Consider the following 26,210-nt stretch of genomic DNA (forward strand, 5'->3'; position numbering starts at 1 on the left):
CCGGGACCGGGCGATCGCCTCCTGGCCGCCGGCCTGGCACGGTCAGAACCTCCGCGACATTCTGGTGTCACTCGGCTACGACGTCGACCGGCCCTGGCGAGATCTGCCGAAGAAGGATCGTGACTGGATCCTCTACACCGACGAGCATCCGACGGTGCCGGTCTACGCGGGGTTCACCCCGGCGCAGACGCGTCGCGCGCTGAAGCAGCAGATGGAGCCCAGTTATCAGGGCACTTTCACCGGTGCGCGCCGCTACGTCCTCGACACGTTCGCGAACACCAAGAGCGCCTCGGTGAAGAAGCGAGTGTCCCGATTCATCACCAGTGCGGTGTGCCCCACCTGCGACGGCAAACTGCTCAAACCGGAGGCCCTGTCGGTGACGTTCGAAGGGCTCGACATCGCCGAATTCTCCGCACTTCCCTTGGGCCGCCTCACCGAACTGTTGTCGTCGGTACTCGCCGAGAACTGGCACCCGACCGGAACCGGCTCCGACGCCGTACTCGACGAGACGACCCGCCGAGCGGCGGTCGACAAGCGTGTCGCGGCCGGCGGTTCCGCGCACGATGCGGCCCCGGACGTGCGCAGCACGCCGAACATGTCGGTCGAAAAACGCGCTGCGGCACAGCGTTTGGTCGCCGAACTGCTGGAGCGGCTGCGGCCGGTCACCGACCTGGGCCTGGGCTATCTGTCTCTGGACCGCAGCACACCGACCCTGTCGTCGGGCGAGTTGCAGCGCGTGCGGCTGGCGACGCAACTCTCGTCGCAACTCTTCGGAGTCGTGTACGTCCTCGACGAGCCGTCGGCGGGACTGCACCCCCGCGACCGCGACGCCCTGCTGGGCATCCTGGAGGGGCTGAAGCGCCGCGGCAACAGCGTGTTCGTCGTCGAGCACTCGCTCGACATCATCGGCGCCGCGGACTGGCTGGTCGATCTCGGTCCCGGCGCCGGCGAGAACGGCGGCCGGATTCTGCACAGCGGACCGCCCGAAGGATTGCGCGACGTCGATGAATCGGCGACACGTCGCTATCTGTTCGGCCACGAACGGCCCGCACCCCGACCGCCGCGGCCGGCGGAGGAATGGTTGCGCCTGAAGAAGGTGCGCCGCAACAACTTACGTGACGTGTCGGTGTCGTTTCCGCTGAAATGCCTGACCGCGGTCACCGGTGTCTCGGGTTCCGGGAAGTCGAGCCTGGTCAGTCAGGCACTCCCCGCGCTGGTCGGTGAGCATCTGGGCCATCCGGTGATCACGGCCGACGACGACGGAGACGACCTGCTGCTCTCGGACGACTCGCAGGCCGTCGACGGCACGATCGTCGGTGGAGTCGGCGATCTTCGCCGGGTGGTGTGCATCGATCAGAAACCGATCGGCCGCACTCCCCGTTCGAACGTCGCCACCTACACCGGCATGTTCGATTACATCCGCCGCCGTTTCGCCAGTACACCCAAGGCGCGGCGCAGGCACTACAACGCGGGCAGGTTCTCGTTCAACGTCGCGTCCGGGCGGTGCCCGACATGTGAGGGCGAAGGCTGGGTGATGGTCGAATTACTGTTCCTGCCCAGCGTTTACACGCCGTGCCCGGACTGCCACGGCACCCGCTACCAGGCGAGCACACTCGAAATCACGTGGCAGGGCCGCAATATCGCCGAGGTTCTGGACATGAGCGTCGACGAGGCGCGCGCGTTCTTCGACGGCGACACCGACATCCTGCGCTCGCTGACGGTTCTGCGCGACGTCGGACTCGGCTATCTGCGGCTGGGACAGCCGGCGACCGAACTGTCCGGCGGCGAGGCCCAACGAGTCAAACTCGCGACCGAACTGCAGCGCGCCCATCGCGGCGACGCCCTGTATCTGCTCGACGAGCCCACCTCGGGACTGCATCCGGCCGACACCGACCGGCTGATGCTGCACCTGCAGAAACTGGTGGACGCGGGCAATACCGTCGTGGTCGCCGAACTGGATATGCGCGTGGTGGTCCAGGCCGACCATGTCATCGACCTCGGGCCCGGCGCCGGCAACGAGGGCGGCCGTGTCGTCGTCACCGGCACCCCGCCCGAGGCGGCCGCCGATCCCGCCAGCGCCACCGCCCCTTATCTCGCCACAGCTCTGCGATGATGCGTGGTCCCCGGAAGATCGGTATCGGGGCGCGCGGAAGCTGTCAGGGCCTGCCGTGCGGCGGGCCAGATCCGCGCTGCTCGCCGTCAGGGCTCGTCGGTATCAACGGAAGATCGGCTCGCGTGTTGTCCGCCGGTTCGGCATCAGCCTCACGCGCCGGCAGGAGGTGCCCACGACTCCGCGCATGCCAGCAGGCGCCACCGGCTGGTGGCGCCTTACAACAGGCCGATCGCCAGAACGATTACGCCGAGCAGGGGCGGCACCAGTTGTTTGAGGGCGGCGCTCGCCTTGTCGGGGCTGGACAAAAGCAGGACCAGGCCGGCGGCGGTCATCGAGCCGGCGCCGGTGAACACCAGGGTGGCGCCGATCGTCGTCTCGCCCACCGCGAAGAAGACGGTTCCGGCGATCACGCAGATGGCCAGGAAGAGGTTGTAGAAGCCTTGGTTGAAGGCCAGTGGCCTGGTCGTTTCCGCTTCGGCGGCCGAGGACACCCCGAAGATGGCTCGGGTCTTCGGCCTCGTCCACGCCACCGACTCCAGGTAGAAGATGTAGATATGAATCGCGGCCGCGAGACACGCGAGAATGAGACCTGCTGTCGTCACCGAACACCTCCGTGAACGTCGTCGCGCGATATAACCACGCGGCGGCCGGGACATGTCGGCGACACGTCGGCTGTCGCGGCGGACACACCGGACCGGGCCCCGCAATGCCGCACCACCCCGCCCCGGCGTGCCGTGCGTCTCCCGATCGTCCGTCGGCGCATGCGATTTCGCTCACCGAGCGATGGATGCGATGGGCCCGCGGTGAAGAGGGCTCGGCGGGCACGGGTCGACGCGTGTCCCGGCGGGCGCGCACCGGCCGTTACACTCGGTGATCTTGCGAGGTTGAGACCACAGCCGCGCGCGGCACCGCGAAACTACGCCGAGTATCGCGGTGTTCGTCGTGCGCGGGTGTGCCTGCACACATCCGCTCGCCCGTCACGATCCATACTCGTGAGAGCCGGACACGAATGCCGGGAGTGTAGGGAAGGGTGAACACGTGGGATACGAAGGCCACAGCGGCTGCACCGCCGATGTCATCGCGGTCGGCGGCTTCGTGGTGGTGGCCGCGGCCGGTGAGGTCGATTCGCATACCGCGCCGCGGCTGGATGCGGCTGTCCAGCAGGCCGTGACTCGCCAGCCCGAACAGTTGATCGTTGATCTGTCCGCGGTCGAGTTCTTCGACTCCTCGGGAATGAATGTGCTGGTCCGCGCCCTGCGTCAGGCGGGACGGGTGCTGGTGGTGGCGCCGCGGCCGGTGCGGCGTGTGGTGGAGGTCACCGGCTTGTCGACGGTATTCACGCTCTTCGACGACATCGATGCCGCCGTCGCCGACGCTGCCACCCACACGAACGGCTGATATCGGATGCGTCACCCCGAAAGCGTGCGTCACCCTGAGAACCCACGTCACCCCGACAACAGAGCGCAGAAGGCCTCGACGACCAGCGGGCAGCGATCGCTCGAGGACCTGCACATCGAATTCCGGGCCCGGTCCGAGGAGTTGCAGCGGGTGCGGACCCTGCTGCGGGCATGGCTCGCGGGCACGAACCTCGGACCGGATCGTGCCTACGATCTGCTGCTGGCCGTCAACGAGGCGTGTACGAATGCGGTCGAGCACGGGCATCGCGGTGACGGACGGACCGTCGTCCTGCACGCCACGGCTACGCATTCGATCCGCATCACCGTCTCCGACAGCGGGACCTGGCGCACGCCGAGAGCGGACGAGGAGGTGGATCGCGGTCGCGGCCTGCCGATGATGAACGCGCTGATGCCCGGAACCCGCGTCGTCTCGGGCGCCGACGGTACGACCGTGGAATTCGTGGCCTCGCCCACCACCGAGGAGCGATCCCCGGACACCGGACAACGGTCGCGACGCAGCTCGGCAGAGCAGCCGTGACGCCGGTTCGACTGCGGCGCAGCGGGTTTCGCTCGTGCGAGAGGATGTGAGGAGGCCGCCATGCCCGAATCCGTCGTGAGTGGCGTGGACCGATGGTCGGCGATACCGCATCCGGCCGTGGTGGTCGATCGCGCGGGCACGGTGGTCGCGCTGACCGGCGACGCCGCGGCGCTGGTACCCGATGCGGCGGTGGGTGAGCCGTTGCACCGCGCCGCGCTGCCCTGGTTGTCCGCGGCACACGACGCGACGGCCGCATCGGACGGCGTATCGGCGCCCGCCTCGGTGTCCGGGCGCGCGGGCGGGCGCGAACTGCATGCGGTCGCCTCCCCGGGTGCCGACGGGACGATCGTCTGGTGGTTGCTCGGCGACACCGCGCGCTCGCTGCACGAGAGCCGCTCGGAGTTGGAGCAGGAACGCGAACGGACCGCATTCCTGTCGCAGGCCTCCGAGCAGCTGCTGGCCTCGTTGAACGTCGACAGGTGCCTGGAGACGACGGTCCGGCTCGCGGCCCGCCATCTCGCCGATGCGGCGGTGGTCGTCACTCCCCCGGCCGGGAGGGCGCTGTCGGTCGTCTCGTGTGACGAACACGGTGCGGTGCGGGTGACCGTCGTCGAAGAGGATCCCGACGCGGTGGCAGGACTGAGCGAGGCGCTGCGCGGGTTCCCGCCGATTCCCTCGCAGTGGCTCGACGCCGCGGCGGTGCCGGCGTGGTTGCTGCCGCCCGGTTTCGCCAACCGCACGGGTTCGGTGATCGTGACTCCGCTTCCCGGCCATGGGGTTTCGGCGGGTGCGCTGGTACTGCTGCGCCGTTGCGGCCAGCGGATCTTCGACGAGCGCGACGAGGTCTTCGCCCAGTTGTTCGCCGGCCGCGCGGGGATCGCGTTGTCGGCGGCACGGCTCTACGCCGAGCAGACCAGCATCACGGCGATCCTGATGCGCGAGCTACTGCCGCCGCAGTTGCACCGGGCCCACGGCATCGAATTGGCCGGCGCCTACCGGGCTTCGGAGAATCACGAAATCATCGGCGGGGACTTCTACGATGTGCACCGCGCGGCGACACCGGACGAGGAAACTCTCGTCGTGCTCGGCGACGTGTGCGGGAAGGGTCTCGAGGCCGCCGTGCTGACCGGCAAGATCCGCAACACGGTGCACGCGCTGGTGCCGATGGCCGACGATCACCAGCGGATGCTCAGCCTGCTGAACGACGCGCTGGTGTCCTCGCGCCACAACCGGTTCGCCACGCTGGTGCTGGCATCGGCAGTACATCGGGAAGGGCGGGTGCTGCTGCGGTTGACTTCCGCCGGGCACCCGCCGCCGTTGATCGTGCGCGCCGACGGGACCGTCGAAACGGCCGAGACGCGTGGGCAATTGGTCGGCGCGCTCCCCGACATCACCGCGACGACATTCCGGACGTCGCTCGCGCCCGGGGAAACCTGTCTGCTCTACACCGACGGTGTGACCGAGGCTCGCGGCGGACCGCTGGGCCGGCGCATGTTCGGTGAGGAGCGTCTGATCGCCGCGCTCGCGCAGTGTGCGGATATGCCCGCGGAGGCGGTGGTCGAGCGCGTTCACATGCTCACCACCCAATGGGTCGGCCGCAACGAGCACGACGACATCGCGGTCGTCGCGATCACCGCGCCGCGCACCCCGACCGTCGTGATCGACTGACCCGCACAGCCAAGGAGCCGCCGTCCATGTCCGAGCCGTATCGCCGAAACTCCCGCGACGCCTCCGCATATCGAGACGAGCTGTGGACGGCGGTCACGGGCCGCGACGAACGGGCGGCGATCGGCATCGTGCTCGCGGCGCTGGATTCGGGTCTGGAACCGGAGGCGGTCCTGCTCGATGTGATCGCCGCGGTGCAGCGCCGGGTGGGTGCGGAATGGGCCGCGAACACCCTCAGTGTCGCCGACGAGCACACCGCCACCGCGATCAACGATCGTGCCGTGACGGCACTGGCTCTGCATGCGACCGGCGCGCGCCCCGGTTCGGCGGGCCGGGTGACCGTCGCGTGTGTGGACGGCGAATGGCATGCGCTGCCCGCCCGCCTGGTGGCCGAGGTGCTGCGGCTGCGCGGCTGGCACGTCGACTTCCTGGGCGCCCAGGTGCCCACGCGGCACCTGATCGCACACCTGCACAACACCGGTCCCGACGCCGTGTTGCTGTCGTCGTCGCTGCCGACCCGCCTGCCGTCGGCGCACGGCACGATCACCGCATGTCAGGCGGCCGGAGTGCCGGTGCTCGTGGGCGGTGCGGCGTTCGGGCCGGGCGGTCGTTACGCGGAGGTGCTGGGTGCGGACGCTTGGGCGCCGGATGCCGCGACCGCGGCCGAGCTGCTCGCCCGGGGACTGCGACGCGAGCAGCGGCCGCACCGGACGCTGCCGCATCTGACCGATCAGGAATTCACCATGATCGCCCGCAGCACACCGCAGTTGCCGGCGACCACCATGGCGGAGCTGGAGCATCGCTTCCCCGCGATGCGGGAATATTCCGAATACCAGCTGGAACGCACCGCCGAGGATATCGCGCAGATTCTCGAATTCCTCGCCACCGCACTGTATCTGGACGACGACGAGTTGTTCACCACCTTCGTCACCTGGACCGCGGGCGTGCTCAGCGCACGCGCCGTGCCCGCGCAATCGCTGCTTCCCGTCCTCGATCTGCTCGGCGGGCAGCTACAGGACTTCCCACGGGCGCGACGGATCCTCGCCGCCGCCACCGACGCCCTCACCGACACCGCGCTCATCGCCTGACCATCGAGCGCCGGCCATCGCGTCACGTCCGGTTGCGGCGCAGAGCCCGGCTACTCCAGTTCGGCGAGGGATTCGTCGAGTCCGGTCAGCAGCCGCTGCAGATGCGGCACACTGCGGCGACACCCGACGATGCCGAAATGCATGGCGCCACCGGAACTGATCGTCGTGATGTTGACCGCTTGGCCGTCGAGCGGAATCGACGCCGGATAGGCGGCTTCCAGGCGCAGGCCGTTCCAGTACCGCGGCTCGGGGGCGCCGGGGACATTGGAGATGACGATGTTGAACGGCGGCGCCGGTGCCGGCAGGCGGACCGGTAGCGCCGCGGAGGCCAGCCCCGCCACATTGATCGCCGACAGCCCCAGGATCTGCAGCGGCGTCAGTCGCGACATGGTGTTCTTGGTACGCGCCATCGACGAGTGGATGCGGGCGAGCCGCTCGGCTGGATCGGGTTCGTCGGTGGCCAGATCGCACAGCGCCGCGCCCACCGAATTACCTTCTCCGGCACCGGATTCGGTGGTGCCGCGCAGCGAGATCGGCACCATCGCGATCAACGGCTCGGCCGGCAGCGCCTGTTCGGCGAGCAGATACCGGCGCAACGCGCCCGCGCACATCGCCAGCACCACGTCGTTCACGGTCGCCCCCGCGCGCGCCGCGACCGCGCGCAACCGCGGCAACGGCCACGACTGCGCGGCGAATCGCCGGGCACCGGTGATGGCGACATTGAACATCGTGTGCGGCGCCCGGAACGGGCGCGGTTCGGGATAGTCCCGCGCGATCTCGTAAGCGCCCGAGAGCAATTCGGGCACGGCGGTGCCGATCCGCCCGGCCATGCGCACCGCCTCGGCCGAGCGGCGCAACAACGTCGCCGGGCCGGCGTCCGGACGACGGCGGGGCGAGCGCCACGGCGGCACGCAGTCGCGGGCATCGGGGTCGGCGGAGAGGACCCGCTGCCAGGTGCGTACTGCCGACACACCGTCCATCAGCGCGTGATGCGTCTTGGCGTAGAGAGCTATCCGGCCGTCGGCGAGACCGTCGATGACGTAGACCTCCCACAGCGGGCGATGCCGGTCCAGCAGCGATCCGTGCAGCATCGACACCAGCTCCAGCAGTTCACGCACCCGTCCGGGCGTGGGCAGCGAGAGCAGCCGGACGTGATAGTCGATATCGACGTCGTCGTCGAGATCCCACTGCAGCGCGGAGAAGCTCGCCAGCGAGCGCGCGGGCCGGCGCCGGAACAAGGACGTGAGTTGGTCGGTGCCCGAGACCAATTCGTCGTGCAACTGCCGCGCCGACCGCGGCTCGGCGCCCGAGGGACGGAACAGGGAGAGCCCGCCGACGTGCATGGGGTGTTCGCGCGATTCCAGTAGCAGGAATGCCGAGTCCAGGGGTGACATCAATGTCATCGCGGTACCTCATCACGGTCGTCTCCGATCGGGCCGGGCGGCCACGCCTTTCCGGTGATCATCGCGGATGCGATCGGATCAGGTGTGTGATCCGGCGTGTCACCGGCCCGGGCGGCTCAGGCGTCGGTAATTGCCGCGATGAATCGGACCAAACATATTGACAATGTGAGAGGAGTCACTTCATTCTCTCATCAGGACATAGTGTCCGAACATAGTGACCCGGAAGGCGGCGCCGATGCCTACCGACGAACCTGCCGACTCCTCGCCGACCGATTCGGGCACTCGCGCGACCGTCCGGGACCTTCCGGTGACGGACCGCGATCGCGGCGAAAACGACTGCCCGGACATCGAATTCACCGATGTGGTGGTGGTCGGAGCGCGCTGCGCGGGCGCCGCTACGGCCATCGCCTTCGCCCGTGCGGGACGGCGCGTCGTCGTCGTGGACTCGGCGCGGTTTCCTTCCGACACCCTCTCCACCCATCTGCTGTGGCCGGCCGGCCTCGCCGAGGTGGCGGCACTGGGCGCGTTGGAGCGGGTGCTGGCACTCGGCGCGCCCCGGTTGCGGGTCGCGTTCGCCGCCGGAGCCGGCCAGGTGGTGCGGGCGCCGTTCACCGCCGTGGACGGCATCGACTACGCGATGTGCGTGCGGCGCACCGGATTCGACGCGGCGCTGGTGTCCACGGCGCGCGCGGCCGGCGCGACCGTCCACGAATCGATGCGGGTCACCGAACTCATCCGCGACGGTGGCCGGGTCGCCGGCGTGCGCGCGGTCGATCGCGCGGGGACCACGCACGAGATCCGGGCCCGCCTCGTGGTCGGTGCGGACGGGCGCCGCTCCACCGTGGCGCGGCTGACCGGAGCCCTGGACCCGTACCGCAGCAAGCCCAGTGGGCGCGCGTGTTACTTCGCCTACTGGCGCGACGGCCGCCCGGAATGGCGGTCGACGGCCGCGCAGTGGCGGGCCGGGGATCTGCTGGGAACCGCCTTTCCGTGCGACGACGGTGCGGTGCTGTCGCTGATCCAGCCGCCGGTCGCCCACGGTCCGCGCACCGCCGGGCAGACCGAGCAGCGCTACCGCGACATGGTGGCCGCGATCCCGGAACTCGCTGTGCGACTGGCCGATTGCGAGCGGATCGGCCGGGTGCGCTCGGCCACCGGCATCGTCTCCTACTTCCGCCGCTCCAGCGGTCCGGGTTGGGCACTGCCCGGCGACGCCGGCCATTTCAAGGATCCGGTCACCGCACAGGGAATGCGCGATGCGATGCGCTACGGGCGGCTGCTGGGCGAATGCGCGGCCCCGGTACTCGACGACGCGGCCGCGCTGGACCGGGCCCTGATCCGATGGGAGCACCGGCGGGAACAGGACTGCCTGCCCATGTACCAGTGGACCAACCGGCTCGCCCGCGGCACCGAGATGTCACCGCTCGAGGTGCAGCTCTACCGCGCCGGCGCGGCCGACCCGAACTTGGCCGGCCTCGCGCTGGATGTGATGACCCGCGCACGAACCCCCGACGAACTGCTGACCCCGGCACGGGCGGCGAAGTTCGCGCTGCAGGCACTGGCGCACGCGCCGGCGACCACGGTGGCGGACACCGTGATTCGCGAGGTGCGCGACAGCGCGCGGGACTGGCGGGAACGTCAGGCGGCGCGGTGGGGCTCGGCGTGGCCGCGGTGAGAAATTCGAGCTTCGGGATCGACGCAGGGCCGGTCCCGCTCGCTGATTCGAGGAGTGGACATGACCGGTCGAGACGATCCGGGTGGATTCGGCAGGCGGCAGTTGCTGCGAGGGGCGGCGGTAGCGGGCGCGGCCCTCGCGACGAGCGGCGCATGGGCCACCGCCGCACGCGCGAATCCGCCACGCCGCCAGGTGGGCCCGGGACGCACGGTGGCGGTGTTCGGCGGTGGCGTGTCCGGGCTGACCGCAGCGCACGAACTGGCCGAACGCGGCTATGCCGTCACGGTGTACGAACCGTCCGCGCTCGGCGGCAAGGCGCGCAGCATGAGCGTGCCCGGCACCGGGGCGGGCGGACGCGCGGACCTGCCGGGCGAACACGGATTCCGGTTCTTCCCCGGCTGTTACCAGCACGTTCCGGATACGATGGCGCGAATCCCGTTCCCCGGCAACGCGAACGGCGTGGCCGGGAATCTGATCCGGGTGGAGTCCACGGTCGCCGGATTCCCGGATCTGCCGCCGGTGACGGTGCCGACCGAGATCGCCGGTCTACGCGAGCTGAACCCCGATCGCATCCGCAACTCGCTCGTCGCCGGATTCGGGTTCATCCCGCAGCTCCCGCCGCAGGAGTTGGCGTTCTTCGGCGACCGGATGATGATGTGGTTCACCAGCTCCCCCGAACGCCGCTTCGGCCAATGGGAGTACCGATCGTGGATGGACGCGGTCGGGGCCGCCGGGAAGTCGCAGGCCTATCGGGACTACCTGGCGCGAGCACTGACGCGGATCACGGTGGCGGCGAAGTCGGAGACCAGTTCCGCGCGCACCATCGGAACCATCGGGGAGGCGCTGGTTTTCGCGGGCGCCGGCATCGCGCCCCACTATCGCGGCGGGGTCGATCGGATCCTCAACGGCCCCACCAACGAAGCGTGGATCGATCCGTGGGTGGCGCATCTGTCCGGACAAGGCGTCCGGTTCGTCGTCGGCGCGGGCCTGACGAGCCTGCGCCTGTCGGGTGACCGGATCAGCGGCGCGAACGTGGGCGGGCGTGCGGTGCAGGCGGATTGGTACGTGTGCGCGATGCCGGCCGACCGCGCGGCCACGATCCTCGACGACGACATCCTCGCCGCGGACCCGGCGCTGGCCGGGATGCGGGAACTGGTGCTGGACTGGATGGTCGGCGTGCAGTTCTACCTGCGCCGGCCCACCGGCGTGCCGGAAGGACACATCGCGGCACTCGGCTCGCCGTGGGCGATCACCGCACTGCGCCAGGCGCCGATGTGGCGCGGCGATTTCGCGGCCCGCTACGGCGACGGCACGGTGGTGGAATGCCTGTCCGCGGACGTGTCGGACTGGGACACCCCCGGCATCCTGTACGGCAAACCGGCCAAGCAGTGCACGAAAGACGAAGTGGTGCAAGAGGTATGGGCGCAGCTGAAACGCTGGCTCAACACCGGCACCGGCTGGCTGCGCGACGACGACCTGCACTCGTGGTTCGTCGACCCGGGTGTGCATTTCGAGGAGGGCGGCAACCGCAACGACACCCCGCTGCTGGTGAACACGGTCGGCTCCTGGGACCACCGCCCGGAGGCGCATTCGGCGATCGGCAACGTGTTCTTCTGCGGCGACCACGTACGCACCGGCATCGATCTGGCGACCATGGAGGGCGCCTGCGAGGCGGGACGCAAGGCGGCCAACGCGGTGCTGGACGCGGCCGGTGACACCGCGCCGCGGGCGGCCGTGTTCCCGATGTACGCACCGCCCGAGCTCGAACCGTTCAAGCGCCTCGACGCCGACCGCTATCGGGCCGGGCTGCCGCATCTACTCGAGCTGTGAACGGCGGCGCAGGAATTCGGCGGTCTCCGGGCTCGCGGGCAGGAACGACTCGATCGCGAGCTCGGCCACGGTGACGTTCATCGGGCTGCCGAAAATGGTCATGGTGCTGATGAAATCCAGTTCGATGTCGCCGCGTTCGCCGTCGTGGTGGCGCAGCCGCAGCGGGACGACGGCCTGATCCGGTTCGGGCAGACCGGGATCGTCACGGCCCCCGGGATATCCGAGCAGTTCGCTGCGCAGCGCGGCCAGATCGGCCGAGCCGGTGGCCTCGATCTGGCGATCGACGCGTTCGAACAGATGTCCGCGCCACTGCGCCAGATTCAGGATGCGCGGCGCCAGCCCCTGCGGGTGCAGGCTCAGCCGCAGCGCGTTGACCGGCGGCGTCAGCAGATCGGCGGGAATGCCGTCGAGGAACAGGGCGACACCGGAATTGGCGTCGACCATATTCCACTGCGCGTCCACGGCCAGGGCCGGATACGGCTCGTAGCCGGTGAGGATCTGCCGCATCGCGGTGCGGACGGGGGCCATGGTGGGGGTATCCAATCCGGGTTCGGCATAGACCGGGGCGTAGCCGGCGGCCAGCAGCATCCGATTGCGTTCGCGCAGCGGGATGTCGAGCTCCTCGCTCAGGTGCAGGATCAGCTGGCGGCTCGGCGTGGACCGGCCGGTTTCGACGAAGCTGAGATGGCGGGTCGAGGTTTCGGCGCGCCCGGCCAGCTCCAGCTGGCTGAGGCGGCGGGTGCGACGCCAGTGGCGCAGCAGATCTCCGGCGGTATGGGTCGGCACCTGCCCGATCGTATGCGGGTGCGGTCGGCGTGACGATTACCTCGCGGGTCATGATCGCTGTCCGGATGCCCGGCACGCGGCTCACGGTTAGGGTGGATTGCGTGTCGTTGGTGCAGGCTGGACTGGACCGGCTGCCCGAACGCTGGCGCGCACTGTTGCTCGCCCATCGGGAGCTGATGAAATTCGCCGTCGTCGGCGCGATCACCTGGTTCGTGGACACCGGAGTGGTGTACGCGCTCAAACTGACCGTGCTGCCGGACAAGCCGCTGACCGCGCGCGTGTTCGGCGTGCTGATCGCGACGATCGTCTCCTACATCCTGAACCGGGAATGGTCGTTCAACACCCGCGGCGGGCGTCAGCGCAGTCACGAGGCGGCGCTGTTCTTCGCCGTCAGCGCGCTGGCGGTGGGCGTGACCGTCATTCCGCAGGCGGTCTCGCTGTACGTCTTCGACATCCGGGTGCCGCACGTCAGCCCGTTCACCCAGGCGGTATCCAACTTCATCACCGGGCAGATCCTGGGCGTCCTGCTGGCGATGGCGTTCCGTTTCTGGGCGTTGCGGCGATTCGTCTTTCCCCAGGATCTGCGTGAGGCCGAGCTGGAGATCCTCTGACCCCGAACCGCCGAAACCCCGAGTGGTGACGGGCATCACGCCGGGTGCGAACCGCTGGACCTGGCGGCCGGGCACACCGGCGAGCACCGATACCATGATCGGGTGCGAGCAACGGCCGACCCTTCCACGCGACTGCGTGGTGGATGCGTCGGCGCCGCCGCGGGCACGGTGAGTATCGCCGCCCACGCCCTCGGTGGCGGGCCGGTGGCACCCGGATCCGCGGCGATCATGATGCTCATCGCAGCGAGCACCGCGATCGGCTGCCTCGCCGCGCACACTCGCACCGGACTGGTGCGGCTCATGGGCCTGCTCGCGATCGGGCAACTGCTCGGCCACCTGGCGCTGACGCTGTCGCCGCACTGCCACGACGTGCTGATCACCGCGCCCATGCTGGTCGCGCACCTGGCGGCGACAGTGGGTGGGGCGGTCCTGGTCCGCGGTGCGGAAACCACGCTGCGACGCGCGGTTTCACTGATTCGACGCGCGGTCGGCGCGGTCACGCACATCCTCGGGATCGGCGGCGCTCCGGTCGTCGTCTCGGCGCCGGATACGGTGACCGTGCCGCGGCGGCTCGTACTGGCGTCGGGCACCGGGCGGCGTGGGCCGCCGGCCCTCATCGGTTCGTTCGCTGCCTAGCACCGCGTCGCCGCGTCGGCGTGATACCGGTATCTCGGTGGACGAGTCCACTGTCTCGCCGGATCGGGTCCGGACTACCGATGATCGTCGACAGCTGAGCTGCGCGATACGCGATTAGTCCCCGGGAAGCCGGGAGCCGCCGCACGGTGCGCCCAGCGGGTCCCCGGAGCCCACCACCGGTGGTTCGCCACTCGTCGGCCGCCCGTCGGCAATCGGCAATCAGCAATCGGCAATCGGCAATCGGCAATCGGCAATCGGCAATCGAGGGTCCGGCGACCCGAATGGACCGTGCCACACGGCTCCTGGACAGCCGGCTACGCGATCGGAAGTGATCGCTCGAGCAGTCCGCTGCTGGACGCCGTCGGACCGGGTTCACACCCGGTCTCAGCGGCGATTGTCCGGTGCGCCGGGTCGACATCGGCACGCCAGCCTCGTCCGGTGACCGCTGTGGACATCGCGACCGCAACTCACCGATCGCACGCAGTGCTGTTCCGGCCGCCCACGCGTCCACGGTTCCGATAGAACCTGGGTCGATCGGAGTCCGGACGAGCCGCATGCGGCCGGTTCGTGTGATCGCCCAGGTCGAACCACCGCGCCTGGCTCGGCAGCAACGAGCGAATACCGATGGCGGAGTAAGGCAAGCGCTCACTCACCCGTCGACAGCGCACCGCGCGAACCGGCGGCCGGGCCGATACCCGGTCTCGATGAGTGTGCCCGCTGAACGGCCCCGCCATCTGTCGATGAAACCTCTTCTCATACAACGGAGTTCACCAATGTTCTCTCTCCCCCACGCCGGGCGTTCCGCTTTCGCTTCGGGTGACCGCAGTCCGGCACGGCCGCCCCGCACCACGCCCGGTCCCGCGCGCCGGCGCCGATCCGCGGCCCTGTTGATCACCGCCACCGCCTCGATCCCGCTGCTACTGGCCGGATGTTCATCCGGCGGCACATCCACTGCCGCGGACGCCAATTCGGTCACCGTGAGCGATCAATGGATCAAGGCCGCCGATGCGGGGATGTCGGCGGCGTTCGCGAATATCACCAACACCAGCGACCACGAGATCCGCGTCGTCGACGCGACCAGCCCGGCGTCGGCACGCATGGAGATCCACGAGGTGGTCGAGTCGAACGGTGCGTCCATGATGCGGCCCAAGGCCGGCGGTCTGGTGATCCCCGCACACGGCAGCGCGAAACTGACGCCCGGTGGCGACCACCTGATGTTCATCGATCTGAAGGCCCCGCTGCGCACGGGAGCGCAGACACCGGTCACGGTGAAGTTCGCCGACGGCACCAGCACCACCTTCACCGCGCAGGTGCGTGACTTCGCGGGCAATCAGGAGAACTACTCACCGGCCCCGGCCGCCCACGGTGGCTGAGCGGCTCTCGCGGCGGCGGCTACTCGGCGGCAGTGCGGCCGCGGCCGGTGCGGCGGGCGTCGCGGGGCTCACCCTCGGCGCCGAACACTGGACGCGCCACACCGAGACCGCCGACCCGGGCACCGCGCGCGAACCGTTCTACGGGCCGCATCAGGGCGGGGTCGCGACCGCGCCACAGCAGCAGGCGGCATTCGTGGCCTTCGATCTGCGGCCCGGGACCGGCCGGGCCGGACCTCCGTGGGAGTTGCTGCGCATCTGGTCCGGGGACGCGGCGCGGCTCGCGGCCGGTGAGCCGGCGCTGGCCGATACCGAACCGGAGCTGGCTCGCCGGCCCGCCCGGTTGACGGTGACCGTCGGATTCGGCCCGCGGCTGTTCACCGTGGCAGGGCTCGAATCCGCACGGCCGCAGTGGCTCGCGCAACTGCCCGCCTTCACCATCGACCGGCTCGACTCCGCATTCTGTGAGGGGGATCTGCTGCTGCAGGTCTGCGCGGACGAGGCGACGACGGTGGCGCACGCGGTCCGGACGCTGTCACGCAGCGTGACATCCCTGGTGACGGTGCGCTGGACCCAGCGCGGATTCCGCAACGCCGCTGCCGGGCAGACGATGCGCAATCTGATGGGCCAGGTCGACGGCACGGTCAACATCGCCCCCGGAGCCGATCTCGATCGGCTGGTGTGGGACGACGGCGCGACCGTGCCGTGGCTGCGCGGCGGCACGTCGATGGTGTTGCGCCGGATCGCGATGAATCTGGACACCTGGGACGAACTCGACCCCGAGGGACGGGAACTGACCGTGGGCCGGCGCATCGCGACCGGGGCGCCACTGACCGGCACCCGCGAATCCGACGATCCGGATTTCGCGGCCGTGGACGCCCACGGCATCCCGGTCATACCGCCCTCGGCACACATCGCCCGGGCGCATCACACCAGCGACGGCGAGCGTTTCCTGCGGCGGGGCTACAACTACGACGATGCCCCCGCGCCCGGGACCACCTCGAATTCGGGGTTGTTGTTCGCCGCCTATCAGCGCGATATCGCGGCGCAGTATCTGCCGGTGCAACGCCGCCTGGCCGAATTCGACGCCCTGAACACCTGGACCACACCCGTCGGGTCCGCGGTGTTCGTGATTCCGCCAGGAATCACCGACGCACAGGGCTACCTCGGCCAGACCCTGCTGGAGGGCTGAACGGGCATCTGATGCGGTTCGGCAGTCGCTGCCGAACCGCATCGCATGCCGCGCGGGTCAGCGGGTCAGTGCCACAGCACGGCCACGAACACGTTGGCGATGGCCAGCAGTCCGGCGGCGTCGGCCATCCAGGCAATCGTCTTGCCACGCTTGGCATCCGCGTGCGCGATCTCGGCCAGACCGGCCACGGCGACCGCGATGACCAGTTTCACCACGATCTTGGCCATGTCGAGATTCTTGTCCAGGGAATCGATGCTGTCGGCCATACCGACCAGGATCAGACCCGTGACGATCTGCGCTCGCGCACCCCAGAGCATCACCTGCGACACCGCCGGCCGTCCGGCGGCGTATCCGCCGATCACCGCGGCGAGACCGAGCAGGTGGGCGATGACCACCAGGTTGTAGACGACTGTCATGGCTCACAGCGTAGAGGATCGACGCAAAGTCAACGACACTGCGTAGTAGAACTACGTTCGTCCGCCTCCCCCGCACATCCGCACCGCCCCATGCGTTCTCGCGACGCCGCCCGCTCACAGCGCCGGTTTCCCGCGTGTCGGCCGGGCGATCGGCAGGCCGCCGCGCCCCCGAGGGGTGCCGACCGGTTTGGATGCGAGCCGGTGGGGAAATACGCGCGTTTCACGCCGGATCGGCTCGGGTAGTCATCTTCAGGTGGCTCTCTTCGTTCGTGCCGCGGCAACGGTGCGCAATCGAGTGGGTCGGGACTGCTGGGTCGCTTGGTGACGGCTAGGAGAAGAGGGTGGCGGTTGTACTCGTGCTGCGCGCACGTGGACTGGGTGATCTTCTCACCGCGGTCCCGGCCCTCCGTGCGCTGCGCCGGGCGAGGCCACGCGATCACATCGTGCTGGCCGCACCGCACCGGCTCAAACCCATCGTCGACCTCGTCACGTCGGTGGACGAGATGGTCCCGGCCGCCGACCCGCACACCATGCGCTGGGACGGCGCGCCGCCCGCGCTGGCAGTGAACCTGCAAGGTCCGGGCGCCGAGGGCATCGTCGAATTGGCCCGCACCGAACCCACACGATTGCTCAGTTACCGCAATGCCGCCTTCCCCGATCTCGACGGCCCCGAATGGCAAGCGGATATGCACGACATCGACCGCTGGTGCCATCTGCTGGAATCGGCCGGCATCAGCGCCGACCGCCGCAATCTCGGCCTGGTGCCGCCGGTGGCCACCACCAGCCACCGCGACTGCGTGGTCGTGCACGTGGGCGCCGGGGCGCCCGCCCGTCGCTGGCCCGGTGAACGATTCGCCGCGGTGATCCGTCACCTGCTGGTGCAAGGCCGCGAGGTCGTGGTGACCGGAGACGAATTCGAACGCGATCTCGCCCTGGGCATCGCCGCGCGCGCGGGCCTGTCACACGACCAGGTGCTGGCCGGGCAGCAGAATCTCATCGAACTGTCGGCCACCGTCGCCGAGGCCGCGCTCGTGGTGTGCGGGGATACCGGTGTCGCACATCTGGCGACGGCATTCGGCACCCGCACCGTGGCACTGTTCGGCCCCACCGCGCCCAGCAGGAGCGGACCACCACCGCATCTGTCCGGCCGCCACATCGCGCTGTGGGCGGGCCGCACCGGTGACCGCGACGGCGACACCCCCGATCCGGGTCTGTTGCAGATCACCGTTCCGGATGTGGTGGAGGCCGTCGACACCCAGCTGGACCGGCGCCGGTGGGCCGAGGCCGACCGGCGCGGCACCGCGTATCGCCGCGTCGGCTGAGTTCCGCGCGACGGGCGCGGTCAGCGTGGTAATCGCCACGAACCACCGGACTGGACACGTTCGGGCAGTATCGTGTGCCGATGATCACCGTCCGAACGAAAATCTGCGGTATCCGTAGCGAGTCCGATCTCCGGGCCGTCGTCGCAGCCGATGCGGACGCGGCCGGATTCATTTCGGGCACGACGCATTTCAGCGAAGACGAACTCGACCCGGAATCCGCCCACCGATTGTCCCGGCTGGTGCCCTCCTCGATGGAACGCGTACTGGTCACCCACCTCACCGACGCGGGCGAGGTTCTGCGCCTCGCCGATCGGATCGGCGTCGACTGCATCCAGCTGCACGGCCTGATCTCACCCGACACCGCGCGCGCGGTCCGGCGTGGCGCGGGCGGCCGGCGGGTGATCCGCGCGGTCCACGTCACCGGACCGGAGGCGATCGGCGCCGCCGAGCAGGCGGCGCCGGATTGCGATGGGCTGGTGCTGGATTCGCGATCCACCCATCGGCTGGGCGGCACCGGGCGCACCCACGACTGGTCGATCAGCGCACGCATCGTCGAACTGTTCGACTCTCCCGCCTTTCCGGTCATGCTCGCCGGCGGACTCAATCCGCACAACGTCCCCGCGGCCATCGACGCGGTCCGGCCGTCCTGGGTCGACGTCAATTCCGGTGTCGACGACGGCCGCGGTGACAAGGACCCCGCGCACTGTGCCGAATTCGTCAGGGCGGCACGCGATGTCGCGGCGCCGATCGCTGCTCTAGCCCGGCCGCGATCAGAATGAGCAGCCCCGCGGCGGCGGTCGCCGCCGTGGGCAGGCTGCGGGTGGCCACCGCTCCCACCAGAGTGGCCACCACGGCCTCGTTGAGCCCGATGACGCTGGCTGTGGCCGCGCTCAGTTGCCGCAGGGCCTGCCAGTAGAGCGCGAATCCGGGGCCGAGGAGGGTGGCGCCCACCGCGGCCAGCTCGACCGCGACTCGCCCCGACGGTGGATCCAGCAGCAGCAGCGGGCTGCTCGCGATACCGCCGAACAGCAACTGCAGCGCCGCCGAGGTGATCGTGTGGTCGGGACCGGAGTGCCGGGCGATCACACTGACCAGCAGCGCGACACACGCCGCACTGCCCAGTGCCAGAACGCATCCGGTCACCGCGGCGATCTGCGGGTCGCCGCTCGCGTGCGGCCAGGCGACCAACCCGATCGCCGCCGCGACCAGGAGCAGTTCGAGCAGTACCGGCAGCGTCGGCGCGCGCCGGCGGCGGACCAGTGCGGCGGTAATGATCAGCATCGGCGCGGTCAGGTGCAGGGCGACCACCACCGGCAGCGGGCCGATCCGCAGCGCCGCCACGTACAGGGCCAGATTCGCGGCCTCCAGCCCGCCCAGCCGGAAGTACAACGCCGGATGGGCGGCCAGCGTCGCCCACGGGTGCAGTCCGCGCAGCCGCGCCGACACCAGCAGCGGCACCGCTCCGCCGAGAGCCACCAGGCCCGCGGTGGTCGGAGCGGCCAGCGTCGCCAGCAGGGCGCTGGAGGTACCCCACAGGCAGGTCACCGCGACCATGCGCAGCAGCGGGCCGCTCATCGGCTCAGGCGAGCAGATAAGTGACCACCGGCATGACCAGCGCGGTGAACGCGGCGAACACCGCGCTCGCCACCCGCCGCTTGGGTAGTCGCGGAAAGCGCGTCGCCAGACCGCAATACGTGCCCACCGCGACGAGAAACGTCCCCCACACCACCAGCGCGCGACTGCCGACCGTGCCGAATACGGTGTCGAAACTCACCGCCAACGCGAACACCGTCGCACCGGCGGACGCCGCCAGCACCAGCATCGCCTGTCCGGCAGTCGAATTCATCAGCATGCGATGCCCGCCCAGTGTGGCGATCGCCTGCGGGTCGGTGCGATGGGCGCCGTCGACCCGGCAGATCTCGTCGTACACCTTCGCCGGATTCACCCGCTCGTTGATCGCCGGCCGCACCTGCAGCAGCGCCTCCAGCGCCTGCGTGGTGGCATACGAGGTGACCGGCCCCTCGTCCGATATGCGGAAACCGCCCCGGTAGATGGCCAATGCGTCCATCTCCTGCATATCCAGCAGCGCGACGATCGCCGCCCGCACGGCCGGGTCGAAGATGGTGCGGCTGTCGGCCGCGATCACCGCCCCGACCGCCAGATGCAGGGTGAGGTGGCGCCAGGTGTCGACGAGATCGTCACGGCGGAAGATCTCGGTCTCGATATCCCACTCGCCCCGGCGCAGCCCGGTCAGCAGTCGCTTGACCGCCAGCTCGCAGGCGCGTTCGGCGCGTTTGTCACCGATCCGGACGATCTCCGGCCGGGCGAGCACGGCGGCGATGTGGGCCGCCGCGTACATCGGCAACGTCCGCGGCTCCTGATACATCGACGACACCAGATAGGCGATGCCCCGCGAGATGGCTTGGTGGCGTTCGCCGTCGAAGGCACCGCCACCGATCAGCGCCTCCACCGCGGCGGCCGTCGCGGTGATCGACACCGGGCCGAGGAATCCGGACATGCGCCAGCCGCCGGTTTCGGAATCCTGTTGGTCCAGCAGATTTCGCACGGACCCGGCCAGATCGGGGTCGGTCTCCGCGATTCCGAGACAGCGCAGGGCGCGGATGCGCCACGCGACGTCGATCGGGGTACGGAAGTACCATTCGTCGCCGATCGGCCGTTGCACGACCGTTGCCCGCACCAGCATGGCAACTTTTGCGGCACGCGGGATTTCGCATCCGGCCCGATGCAGGATGCAGACCACCTCGGCGGTGTTCTGCGGGTTGGGCGGGACATCGGGGATCCAGCCCCACCCCGCACCCCCGTCGAGATGCGGTAACTGGCTGCCGCGCAGCCATTCCACTGCCATCCGGATACGCTCGTCGATGTTCGACACGGCTCTCCGCCCCCTTGATACGAAGCCCCGGAGATTTTCGATGGGGCTGATAACCGCCAAGTTACTCGGATGGTCCGACAAGCCGCGCCGCCGGACAATGCCCGAATTGCCTGGTAGCGGGCTGATTTCGGTTGCATCTCGAGGCCCGGCGACCCGGTAGCCGCGGCCTGTGCCGCGAAATGTCAAGGCCGCGAGCGGGATTCACGACGGCTCGGCGTGGGAGTCGGCGGCCGTGGATGCGACTGTTATCTCCCGGCAGCCATCCCGTGGCCGTACCGCTTCCGGGCCGACTCGCAATTGCAATCCACGACGCGCCGGTACCGCCGGCGACACACCGTCGACAGGCAAATCCCGTGACAGAGCTCGCCTTCCGCCGCCACGAACCGGTACCGGAGTATGAGAGCCGAACAGTACGAGCGGGGGACGCGCGACGGGAATCGCCGCCCCTACCTTCGCGTCATGACCACGATCACCTCCCCCGCCCGCCGATGGCACCGGCCGCTGTTGTGCACCTCGGTGGCGATGGCGGCGCTGGCGCTGTGCTGCCTGTGCGCCATGCCGTTCGACGATCGCCGCATCCTCGGTGAGTCGGTGTGGCTCAAACCGGGCAAGTTCGGGATCGCCTTCTGCCTGTACACGCTGACCCTGGCGTGGCTGCTGTCGGTGCCGCATCGCGGTGCGCGCGTGACCTGGTGGGCGGGAACCGTTTTCGCCGTCACCGGCGTCGTGGACGTGGGTTTCATCGTGGTGCAGGCCGCTCGCGGCACCTTCAGCCACTTCGACACCGAAACCGATGCGGTCAATTCGATCGGCCAGATGGTGTTCGCCTCCGGCGTTCCGGGCCTGTTCCTCGCGAATCTGGTCGTCGCGGTGATCCTGTGCCGCCAGCGTGTCCTCGATCGTCCCACCAGCCGGGCCGTGCACGCCGGGCTCGTCATCGCGGTCGCCGGGATGGCACTCGGCTATCTGATGGGCTTCACCGGCGAGCAGACCGTGCGTGACGCGCAGGGCCGGCCGGTGCGGCTCGCGGCCGGACATACGGTGACCGATACCGCCCTGCCCGTGCGCGACGGCGTCGGCGATATGCCGATCACGCATTGGAGCACGATCGGCGGTGATCTGCGGATTCCGCATTTCGCGGGTCTGCACGGCATCCAGGTCCTGCTCGCGGCGGTCGCGATCACGGCCTGGCTGGCGCGCCGGCGGCCCTGGCTCGACGAACGGGTGCGCGCCCGGTTGATCGGCGTGCTGGGCCTCGGGTACGCCGGGCTGGTGGCGCTGCTGTTGTGGCAGGCGCTGCGGGCGGTGCCGTTGATCCACCCCGATCGCGCCACCGTGCTCGCGTTCCTCGCGCTCGGCGTGGTGACCCTGGCCGCGGCCGCGGCCGTGGTGTGGCACGGTCAGCACAGCCGCGTGCGGCACGGTCAGCACAGCCGCGTGCGGCACGATCAGCGCAGCCGTTCGGCGTCCTTGGCGAGTGCGACCAGATTGGCGGTCAATTCGGCCAGCTCCGAGGGATCGGCGCCCTCGGCGACGGCGGTGGCGACATCCTCGGCCGCGCACCGGGCGGCGAACCAGCGGTCGGCGAGATCGGCGGCCTCCTGAGCGCTCAGCACCACCGAATCCTCCGGTATGCCGGTCCCCTCCAGACCCTTCCGATGTTCGTAGGCGCGCTGGCGGCAGGATTGCCGGCAATACCTGCGGCGGCGGCCGATCTCGGTATCGGCGATTTCCCGGCCGCACCACAGGCACGACGACAGCACACGGCGCGACATGACCCGACACCTTAGCCGCCCGCCCGCCACCCGCGCCGGGGCCTCGCCGGAACCGGCGAATCACCGCTACCGGCCGGGCCGACAGCGGCCAGGCCCGGCCGAGACCGTAAAATAGCCCGGTTGACCGTCGCGGGAACCGATCGGGCCGCCGGCGCGTTGATAGTCCATAGAACGTTGCCGACAGGCCAGAGAGGACCGCACACCATGGCAGATCGCGTACTCCGAGGTAGCCGGCTCGGAGCGGTGAGCTACGAGACGGACCGCGACCACGACCTGGCACCACGTCGAGTGGCGCGGTACCGGACCGACAACGGTGAGGAGTTCGACGTCCCGTTCGCCGACGACGCCGAAATCCCGCCGACCTGGCTGTGCCGTAACGGTCAGGAGGGCATCCTGATCGAGGGCACCACCCAGGAACCCAAGAAGGTCAAGCCCCCGCGCACCCACTGGGACATGCTGCTGGAACGCCGCTCCAAGGAGGAGCTCGAGGAACTGCTGCAGGAGCGCCTCGAACTGCTCAAGACCCGGCGCGGCCGGTAAATCGAAAAACAGCGAAAGTCCCCCCGCACTCCAGGTGCGGGGGGACTTTCGCCTGTCGGGACGGTCAGTGACTGGCGACCTTGCGGTACTGCAGCAACGCCAGCGGCACCGCCACGGCCAGAATCGCCACCGAACACGCCACCGCGTATTCCACGCAGTGATCCACCGGCCAGCCGTGCGGGGCGGCGAAGGTCGGCGGTGAGCTGTTGGCGAACAGTTTGCGCCCGGATGCCGAGACCGCGGTGATCGGATTCCACTCCGCGATCGAACGCAGCGGGCCGGGCAGCGTCTCGGCGGAGATGAAGGCCGAGGAGATGAACGTGACCGGGAACAGCCAGATCAGTCCGGCGCTCTGGGCGACCTCGACATTCGGCGCGATCAGACCGGTCAGCGCACCCACCCACGACATCGCGAACGCGAACAGCAGAATGATCGCGAACCCCAGCGCCGCATCGGCCACCGAGCCGTTGATCCGCCATCCGACCAGATAGCCGCAGGCCACCATGACGGTCAGCGCCACCACGTTGACCACCGTGTCGGACAGGGTCCGGCCCATCAGCACCGCCATGCGCGACATCGGCAGTGTGCGCATCCGGTCGATGATGCCCTTCTGCAGGTCGTTGGCCAGGCCCACGGTGGTGAACGCGGCGTTGAAGGCGACCGTCTGGGTGAAGATGCCGGCCAGCAGGAATTCGCGGTACTGGCCGCCGCCCAGCGACGCCCCGAAGATGTAGGCGAACAGGAACACGAACATCAACGGCTGGACCGTCGCGGTCACCAGCAGCGTCGGCACCCGCAGGATGGTGAGCAGATTGCGGTAGGCGATGATCGCGCTGTCGCGGAAGACCCGGACCGGCGCCGCGATCGTATGAACGTCCTTGTCGATGTCGGGCCGCGTCACCGCCGCATCTGTCTGCGTGGGCTCCGCCGCCGTCTCCGATTCGGCGACCGCCGCTTCGACGGTACTCACGACATGATCTCCTCTGCTACGTCTTCGGTTTCGGATTCTTCGATCGGCTCCGCGGGCGTACCGGTCAGCGACAGGAACACATCGTCGAGACTCGGCCGGGTCACCTCCGCGTCCACCACGCACACTCCCGCGTCGTCGAGCCGGCGCAATGCCTCGACCATGGTGCGGGTGCCGTCGCCGACCACGATCGAGACGTGATCGGCGCCCGGTTCGTGGATCGGCTCGCCCAGACCGACCTCGCTCAGCACGGACTTCGCCGGGCCCGGGTCCTGCCCCTCGGCGAGGGTGACGGTGAGGCGGTCGCCGCCGATCGAGGTCTTCAGTTCATCGGCCGAGCCGCGCGCGATCACCTTGCCCTTGTCGATCACGGTGATCCGGTCGGCCAGCTGATCGGCCTCCTCCAGATACTGGGTGGTCAGCAGCACGGTGGTGCCGTCGTCGACCAGATCGCCGATGACCTTCCACATGTCGAGCCGCCCGCGCGGGTCCAGACCGGTGGTCGGCTCGTCGAGCACCACCACCGTGGGCCGTGCCACCAGCGCACCGGCGAGGTCCAGGCGGCGGGCCATACCGCCGGAGTAGGTGCCCGCCCGGCGCCCGGCCGCATGTTCCAGTCCCAGCGCCGAGAGCAGTTCGGTCGCGCGCTCGGCGGACTTCTTGTGGTCCATCCCGTACAGCCGGGCCACCATCCGCAAGTTCTCGAAGCCGGACAGGTTCTCGTCGACCGCGGCGTACTGCCCCGACAGCCCGATCCGGGTGCGCACCCGCGCCGGATGATGCACCACGTCGACCCCGGCGACCCGGACATTGCCGGAGGTCGGTTTCAACAGGGTGGTGACGATCCGGACCGTCGTCGTCTTCCCGGCGCCGTTGGGACCCAGCAGACCCATCACGGTCCCCGAGGGGATCTCCAGATCGATGCCGTCGAGTACCCGGGCCTTACCGTAGGTCTTGACCAGATCGGTGACTTCCACTGCCAAACTCACAGCGTCTCCTCCGTGTCGCCGCCGGCGGCGGCCTCGAGTTGTTGCCGCAGCACCGGGCCGATGACGGCCAGCGCTTCCGGCGTCGTCATGCCGGAATGCCGGCAGCGCAGTTTGCGGTCGGCGATCACACCCGTCACGAACGGTTCCCACGCCGCGGCGCAGCGCTGCGGGTCGGCGAGGTTGATCTCGTCGTCGGCGGCGGTGAAGAACAGCAGATCACCGTCGAAGACCCGCGGCCGGAATCCGTTCGCCTGCACCGTGCCGTTGGCATATCCGGTGTAGAGCCGCTGCAGATGGTCCATGGTCAGCGCCGCGAACGGGCCGGGCCGGTTGCGCAGCAGCTCGGCCGCCTCGTCCAGGGTCAGGCCCGGGTCCACGCCGTGGTCGCCACCGAGCAGATCGCTGCCGAATTCGCCGATGATGTCGGCCACGCCCGGCATCGCCTGGTCGAGCCAGCGATCGCCGAGCTGATAGCTGTCCATCATCGCCAGCAGCGCCACCTGCTGGCCCGCCTCCTGCAGCTGGACCGCGATCTCGTGCGCGATCAGACCACCCAGCGACCAGCCGAGCAGATGGTACGGCCCCTCCGGCTGCACCGAACGCATATGCGCGACATAGTCTTTCGCGGCCGCCCGGATGGAGTCGTGCTGCTGCTCGCCGGTGATGTGCGGGGCCTGCAGCCCGTAGACCGGGCGGTCGCCGGGCAGATGTGCCAGCAGGCCCGCATAGCACCACGACAGGCCGATCGCCGGATGCACGCAGAACAGCGGCTCCGGCGTGGACTCGCCGGCGGGCCGGATCGGCAGCAGCGGCTGCATCGCGACCGCCAGCACATCCTCGCCGGAGGCCGCCAGCTGCCGGGCGATACCGGCCGGGGTGGATTCGGCGAACATCAGTTGCACCGGCATCTCGATCCCGGCCGAACGCAGCTGCGCCACCACCTTCGTCGCCAGCAGCGAGTTGCCGCCCAGATCGAAGAACCCGTCGTCGGCGCCGACCTTGTC

Annotated in this window: 24 protein-coding genes; 14 read left to right on the forward strand and 10 right to left on the reverse strand. The window is 69.5% G+C overall.

Going from position 1 to position 26,210, the window contains the following annotated elements:
* On the forward strand, positions 1-2,113 hold a 2,113-nt coding region (locus ON23_RS12490), incomplete at its 5' end, for an excinuclease ABC subunit UvrA (RefSeq protein WP_039778289.1).
* 215 nt (positions 2,114-2,328) lie between these two features.
* Here ON23_RS12490 and ON23_RS12495 read toward each other — a convergent pair.
* A complete protein-coding gene (locus ON23_RS12495; protein WP_039778290.1) occupies positions 2,329-2,715 on the reverse strand; it encodes a DUF1304 domain-containing protein in 387 nt (128 codons plus the stop codon).
* Positions 2,716-3,151: 436 nt separating this feature from the next.
* On the opposite strand from ON23_RS12495, the gene ON23_RS12500 reads away from it, so the two are divergent.
* The 4 genes from ON23_RS12500 to ON23_RS12515 are packed head-to-tail and all read left to right on the forward strand — an operon-like array spanning position 3,152 to position 6,801.
* Positions 3,152-3,511 (forward strand): STAS domain-containing protein, encoded by a 360-nt coding sequence (locus ON23_RS12500; RefSeq protein WP_039778291.1) that lies wholly within the window; start codon positions 3,152-3,154, stop codon positions 3,509-3,511.
* Between the two features lie 24 nt (positions 3,512-3,535).
* Complete coding sequence (locus ON23_RS12505) at positions 3,536-4,048, forward strand: ATP-binding protein (protein ID WP_039778292.1); 513 nt, start codon at positions 3,536-3,538, stop codon at positions 4,046-4,048.
* 60 nt (positions 4,049-4,108) lie between these two features.
* Positions 4,109-5,716, forward strand: coding sequence for a PP2C family protein-serine/threonine phosphatase (locus ON23_RS12510; protein ID WP_039778293.1), 1,608 nt, complete (start codon positions 4,109-4,111; stop codon positions 5,714-5,716).
* A 26-nt stretch (positions 5,717-5,742) separates the two neighbouring features.
* A complete protein-coding gene (locus ON23_RS12515; RefSeq protein ID WP_039778294.1) occupies positions 5,743-6,801 on the forward strand; it encodes a cobalamin B12-binding domain-containing protein in 1,059 nt (352 codons plus the stop codon).
* Between the two features lie 50 nt (positions 6,802-6,851).
* On the opposite strand, the gene ON23_RS12520 is transcribed toward ON23_RS12515, so the two are convergent.
* Positions 6,852-8,204 carry a WS/DGAT/MGAT family O-acyltransferase gene (locus ON23_RS12520; protein ID WP_039778296.1) on the reverse strand — a complete coding sequence of 451 codons (1,353 nt, stop codon included), beginning with the start codon at positions 8,202-8,204 and terminating at the stop codon, positions 6,852-6,854.
* 235 nt (positions 8,205-8,439) lie between these two features.
* Here ON23_RS12520 and ON23_RS12525 point away from each other — a divergent pair, with 235 nt between their 5' ends.
* A complete protein-coding gene (locus ON23_RS12525) occupies positions 8,440-9,879 on the forward strand; it encodes an NAD(P)/FAD-dependent oxidoreductase (protein WP_083903881.1) in 1,440 nt (479 codons plus the stop codon).
* Between the two features lie 60 nt (positions 9,880-9,939).
* On the forward strand, positions 9,940-11,709 hold the full coding sequence (locus ON23_RS12530) for a hydroxysqualene dehydroxylase (RefSeq protein ID WP_039778308.1): 1,770 nt from the start codon (positions 9,940-9,942) through the stop codon (positions 11,707-11,709).
* Here ON23_RS12530 and ON23_RS12535 read toward each other — a convergent pair.
* A complete protein-coding gene (locus tag ON23_RS12535; protein WP_039778297.1) occupies positions 11,695-12,495 on the reverse strand; it encodes a helix-turn-helix domain-containing protein in 801 nt (266 codons plus the stop codon). The two genes, ON23_RS12530 and ON23_RS12535, sit on opposite strands and share 15 nt — an antisense overlap.
* A 101-nt stretch (positions 12,496-12,596) precedes the next feature.
* On the opposite strand from ON23_RS12535, the gene ON23_RS12540 reads away from it, so the two are divergent.
* From ON23_RS12540 to ON23_RS12555, 4 genes are all read left to right on the forward strand, one after another.
* Entirely contained in the window at positions 12,597-13,106 is a 510-nt protein-coding gene (locus ON23_RS12540; protein WP_039778309.1) for a GtrA family protein, read from the forward strand.
* 102 nt (positions 13,107-13,208) lie between these two features.
* Positions 13,209-13,742 (forward strand): hypothetical protein, encoded by a 534-nt coding sequence (locus tag ON23_RS12545; RefSeq protein WP_039778298.1) that lies wholly within the window; start codon positions 13,209-13,211, stop codon positions 13,740-13,742.
* 773 nt (positions 13,743-14,515) lie between these two features.
* Entirely contained in the window at positions 14,516-15,115 is a 600-nt protein-coding gene (locus tag ON23_RS12550; RefSeq protein ID WP_083903882.1) for a copper chaperone PCu(A)C, read from the forward strand.
* Positions 15,108-16,304, forward strand: a complete 1,197-nt coding sequence (locus tag ON23_RS12555; RefSeq protein ID WP_039778299.1) for a Dyp-type peroxidase — start codon at positions 15,108-15,110, stop codon at positions 16,302-16,304. The genes ON23_RS12550 and ON23_RS12555 overlap by 8 nt, the downstream gene beginning before the upstream one ends.
* A 65-nt stretch (positions 16,305-16,369) precedes the next feature.
* Here the strand turns inward: ON23_RS12555 and ON23_RS12560 are convergent, their stop codons facing one another.
* The gene (locus ON23_RS12560) at positions 16,370-16,720 is read right to left on the reverse strand and encodes a hypothetical protein (protein WP_039778300.1); all 351 of its coding nucleotides are present in this window, start codon (positions 16,718-16,720) and stop codon (positions 16,370-16,372) included.
* A gap of 341 nt (positions 16,721-17,061) precedes the next feature.
* Between ON23_RS12560 and ON23_RS12565 the strand changes: the two genes are divergently transcribed.
* Together ON23_RS12565 and ON23_RS12570 are read left to right on the forward strand one after the other, a co-directional pair.
* Positions 17,062-18,042 carry a glycosyltransferase family 9 protein gene (locus ON23_RS12565; protein WP_039778301.1) on the forward strand — a complete coding sequence of 327 codons (981 nt, stop codon included), beginning with the start codon at positions 17,062-17,064 and terminating at the stop codon, positions 18,040-18,042.
* An 80-nt stretch (positions 18,043-18,122) separates the two neighbouring features.
* Positions 18,123-18,821: a phosphoribosylanthranilate isomerase gene (locus ON23_RS12570; RefSeq protein WP_039778302.1), complete on the forward strand. Its 699-nt coding sequence runs from the start codon at positions 18,123-18,125 to the stop codon at positions 18,819-18,821.
* Here the strand turns inward: ON23_RS12570 and ON23_RS12575 are convergent.
* The 3 genes from ON23_RS12575 to ON23_RS39230 all read right to left on the reverse strand — a co-directional run bounded on the left by ON23_RS12575 (position 18,760) and on the right by ON23_RS39230 (position 22,710).
* Positions 18,760-19,617, reverse strand: a complete 858-nt coding sequence (locus ON23_RS12575; RefSeq protein WP_039778303.1) for a DMT family transporter — start codon at positions 19,615-19,617, stop codon at positions 18,760-18,762. The genes ON23_RS12570 and ON23_RS12575 overlap by 62 nt on opposite strands.
* 4 nt (positions 19,618-19,621) lie before the next feature.
* The gene (locus ON23_RS12580) at positions 19,622-20,908 is read right to left on the reverse strand and encodes a prenyltransferase/squalene oxidase repeat-containing protein (protein ID WP_143860281.1); all 1,287 of its coding nucleotides are present in this window, start codon (positions 20,906-20,908) and stop codon (positions 19,622-19,624) included.
* A gap of 1,475 nt (positions 20,909-22,383) precedes the next feature.
* On the reverse strand, positions 22,384-22,710 hold the full coding sequence (locus ON23_RS39230) for a hypothetical protein (RefSeq protein WP_223273776.1): 327 nt from the start codon (positions 22,708-22,710) through the stop codon (positions 22,384-22,386).
* A 204-nt stretch (positions 22,711-22,914) separates the two neighbouring features.
* Between ON23_RS39230 and ON23_RS12590 the strand changes: the two genes are divergently transcribed.
* Positions 22,915-23,250, forward strand: coding sequence for an RNA polymerase-binding protein RbpA (locus ON23_RS12590; protein ID WP_030517018.1), 336 nt, complete (start codon positions 22,915-22,917; stop codon positions 23,248-23,250).
* Between the two features lie 64 nt (positions 23,251-23,314).
* Here ON23_RS12590 and ON23_RS12595 read toward each other — a convergent pair whose 3' ends face one another.
* From ON23_RS12595 to ON23_RS12605, 3 genes are all read right to left on the reverse strand, one after another.
* Entirely contained in the window at positions 23,315-24,115 is an 801-nt protein-coding gene (locus ON23_RS12595; RefSeq protein WP_039778312.1) for an ABC transporter permease, read from the reverse strand.
* A 101-nt stretch (positions 24,116-24,216) separates the two neighbouring features.
* Positions 24,217-25,206 carry a daunorubicin resistance protein DrrA family ABC transporter ATP-binding protein gene (locus tag ON23_RS12600; protein ID WP_036501587.1) on the reverse strand — a complete coding sequence of 330 codons (990 nt, stop codon included), beginning with the start codon at positions 25,204-25,206 and terminating at the stop codon, positions 24,217-24,219.
* Positions 25,203-26,210, reverse strand: a 1,008-nt coding sequence (locus ON23_RS12605) for a thioesterase domain-containing protein (RefSeq protein ID WP_039778306.1), incomplete at its 5' end; no start/stop codon positions are given. The genes ON23_RS12605 and ON23_RS12600, both read right to left, overlap by 4 nt.

This window comes from Nocardia cerradoensis NBRC 101014 (assembly GCF_000308535.1).
GTDB classification, from domain to species: domain Bacteria; phylum Actinomycetota; class Actinomycetes; order Mycobacteriales; family Mycobacteriaceae; genus Nocardia; species Nocardia cerradoensis.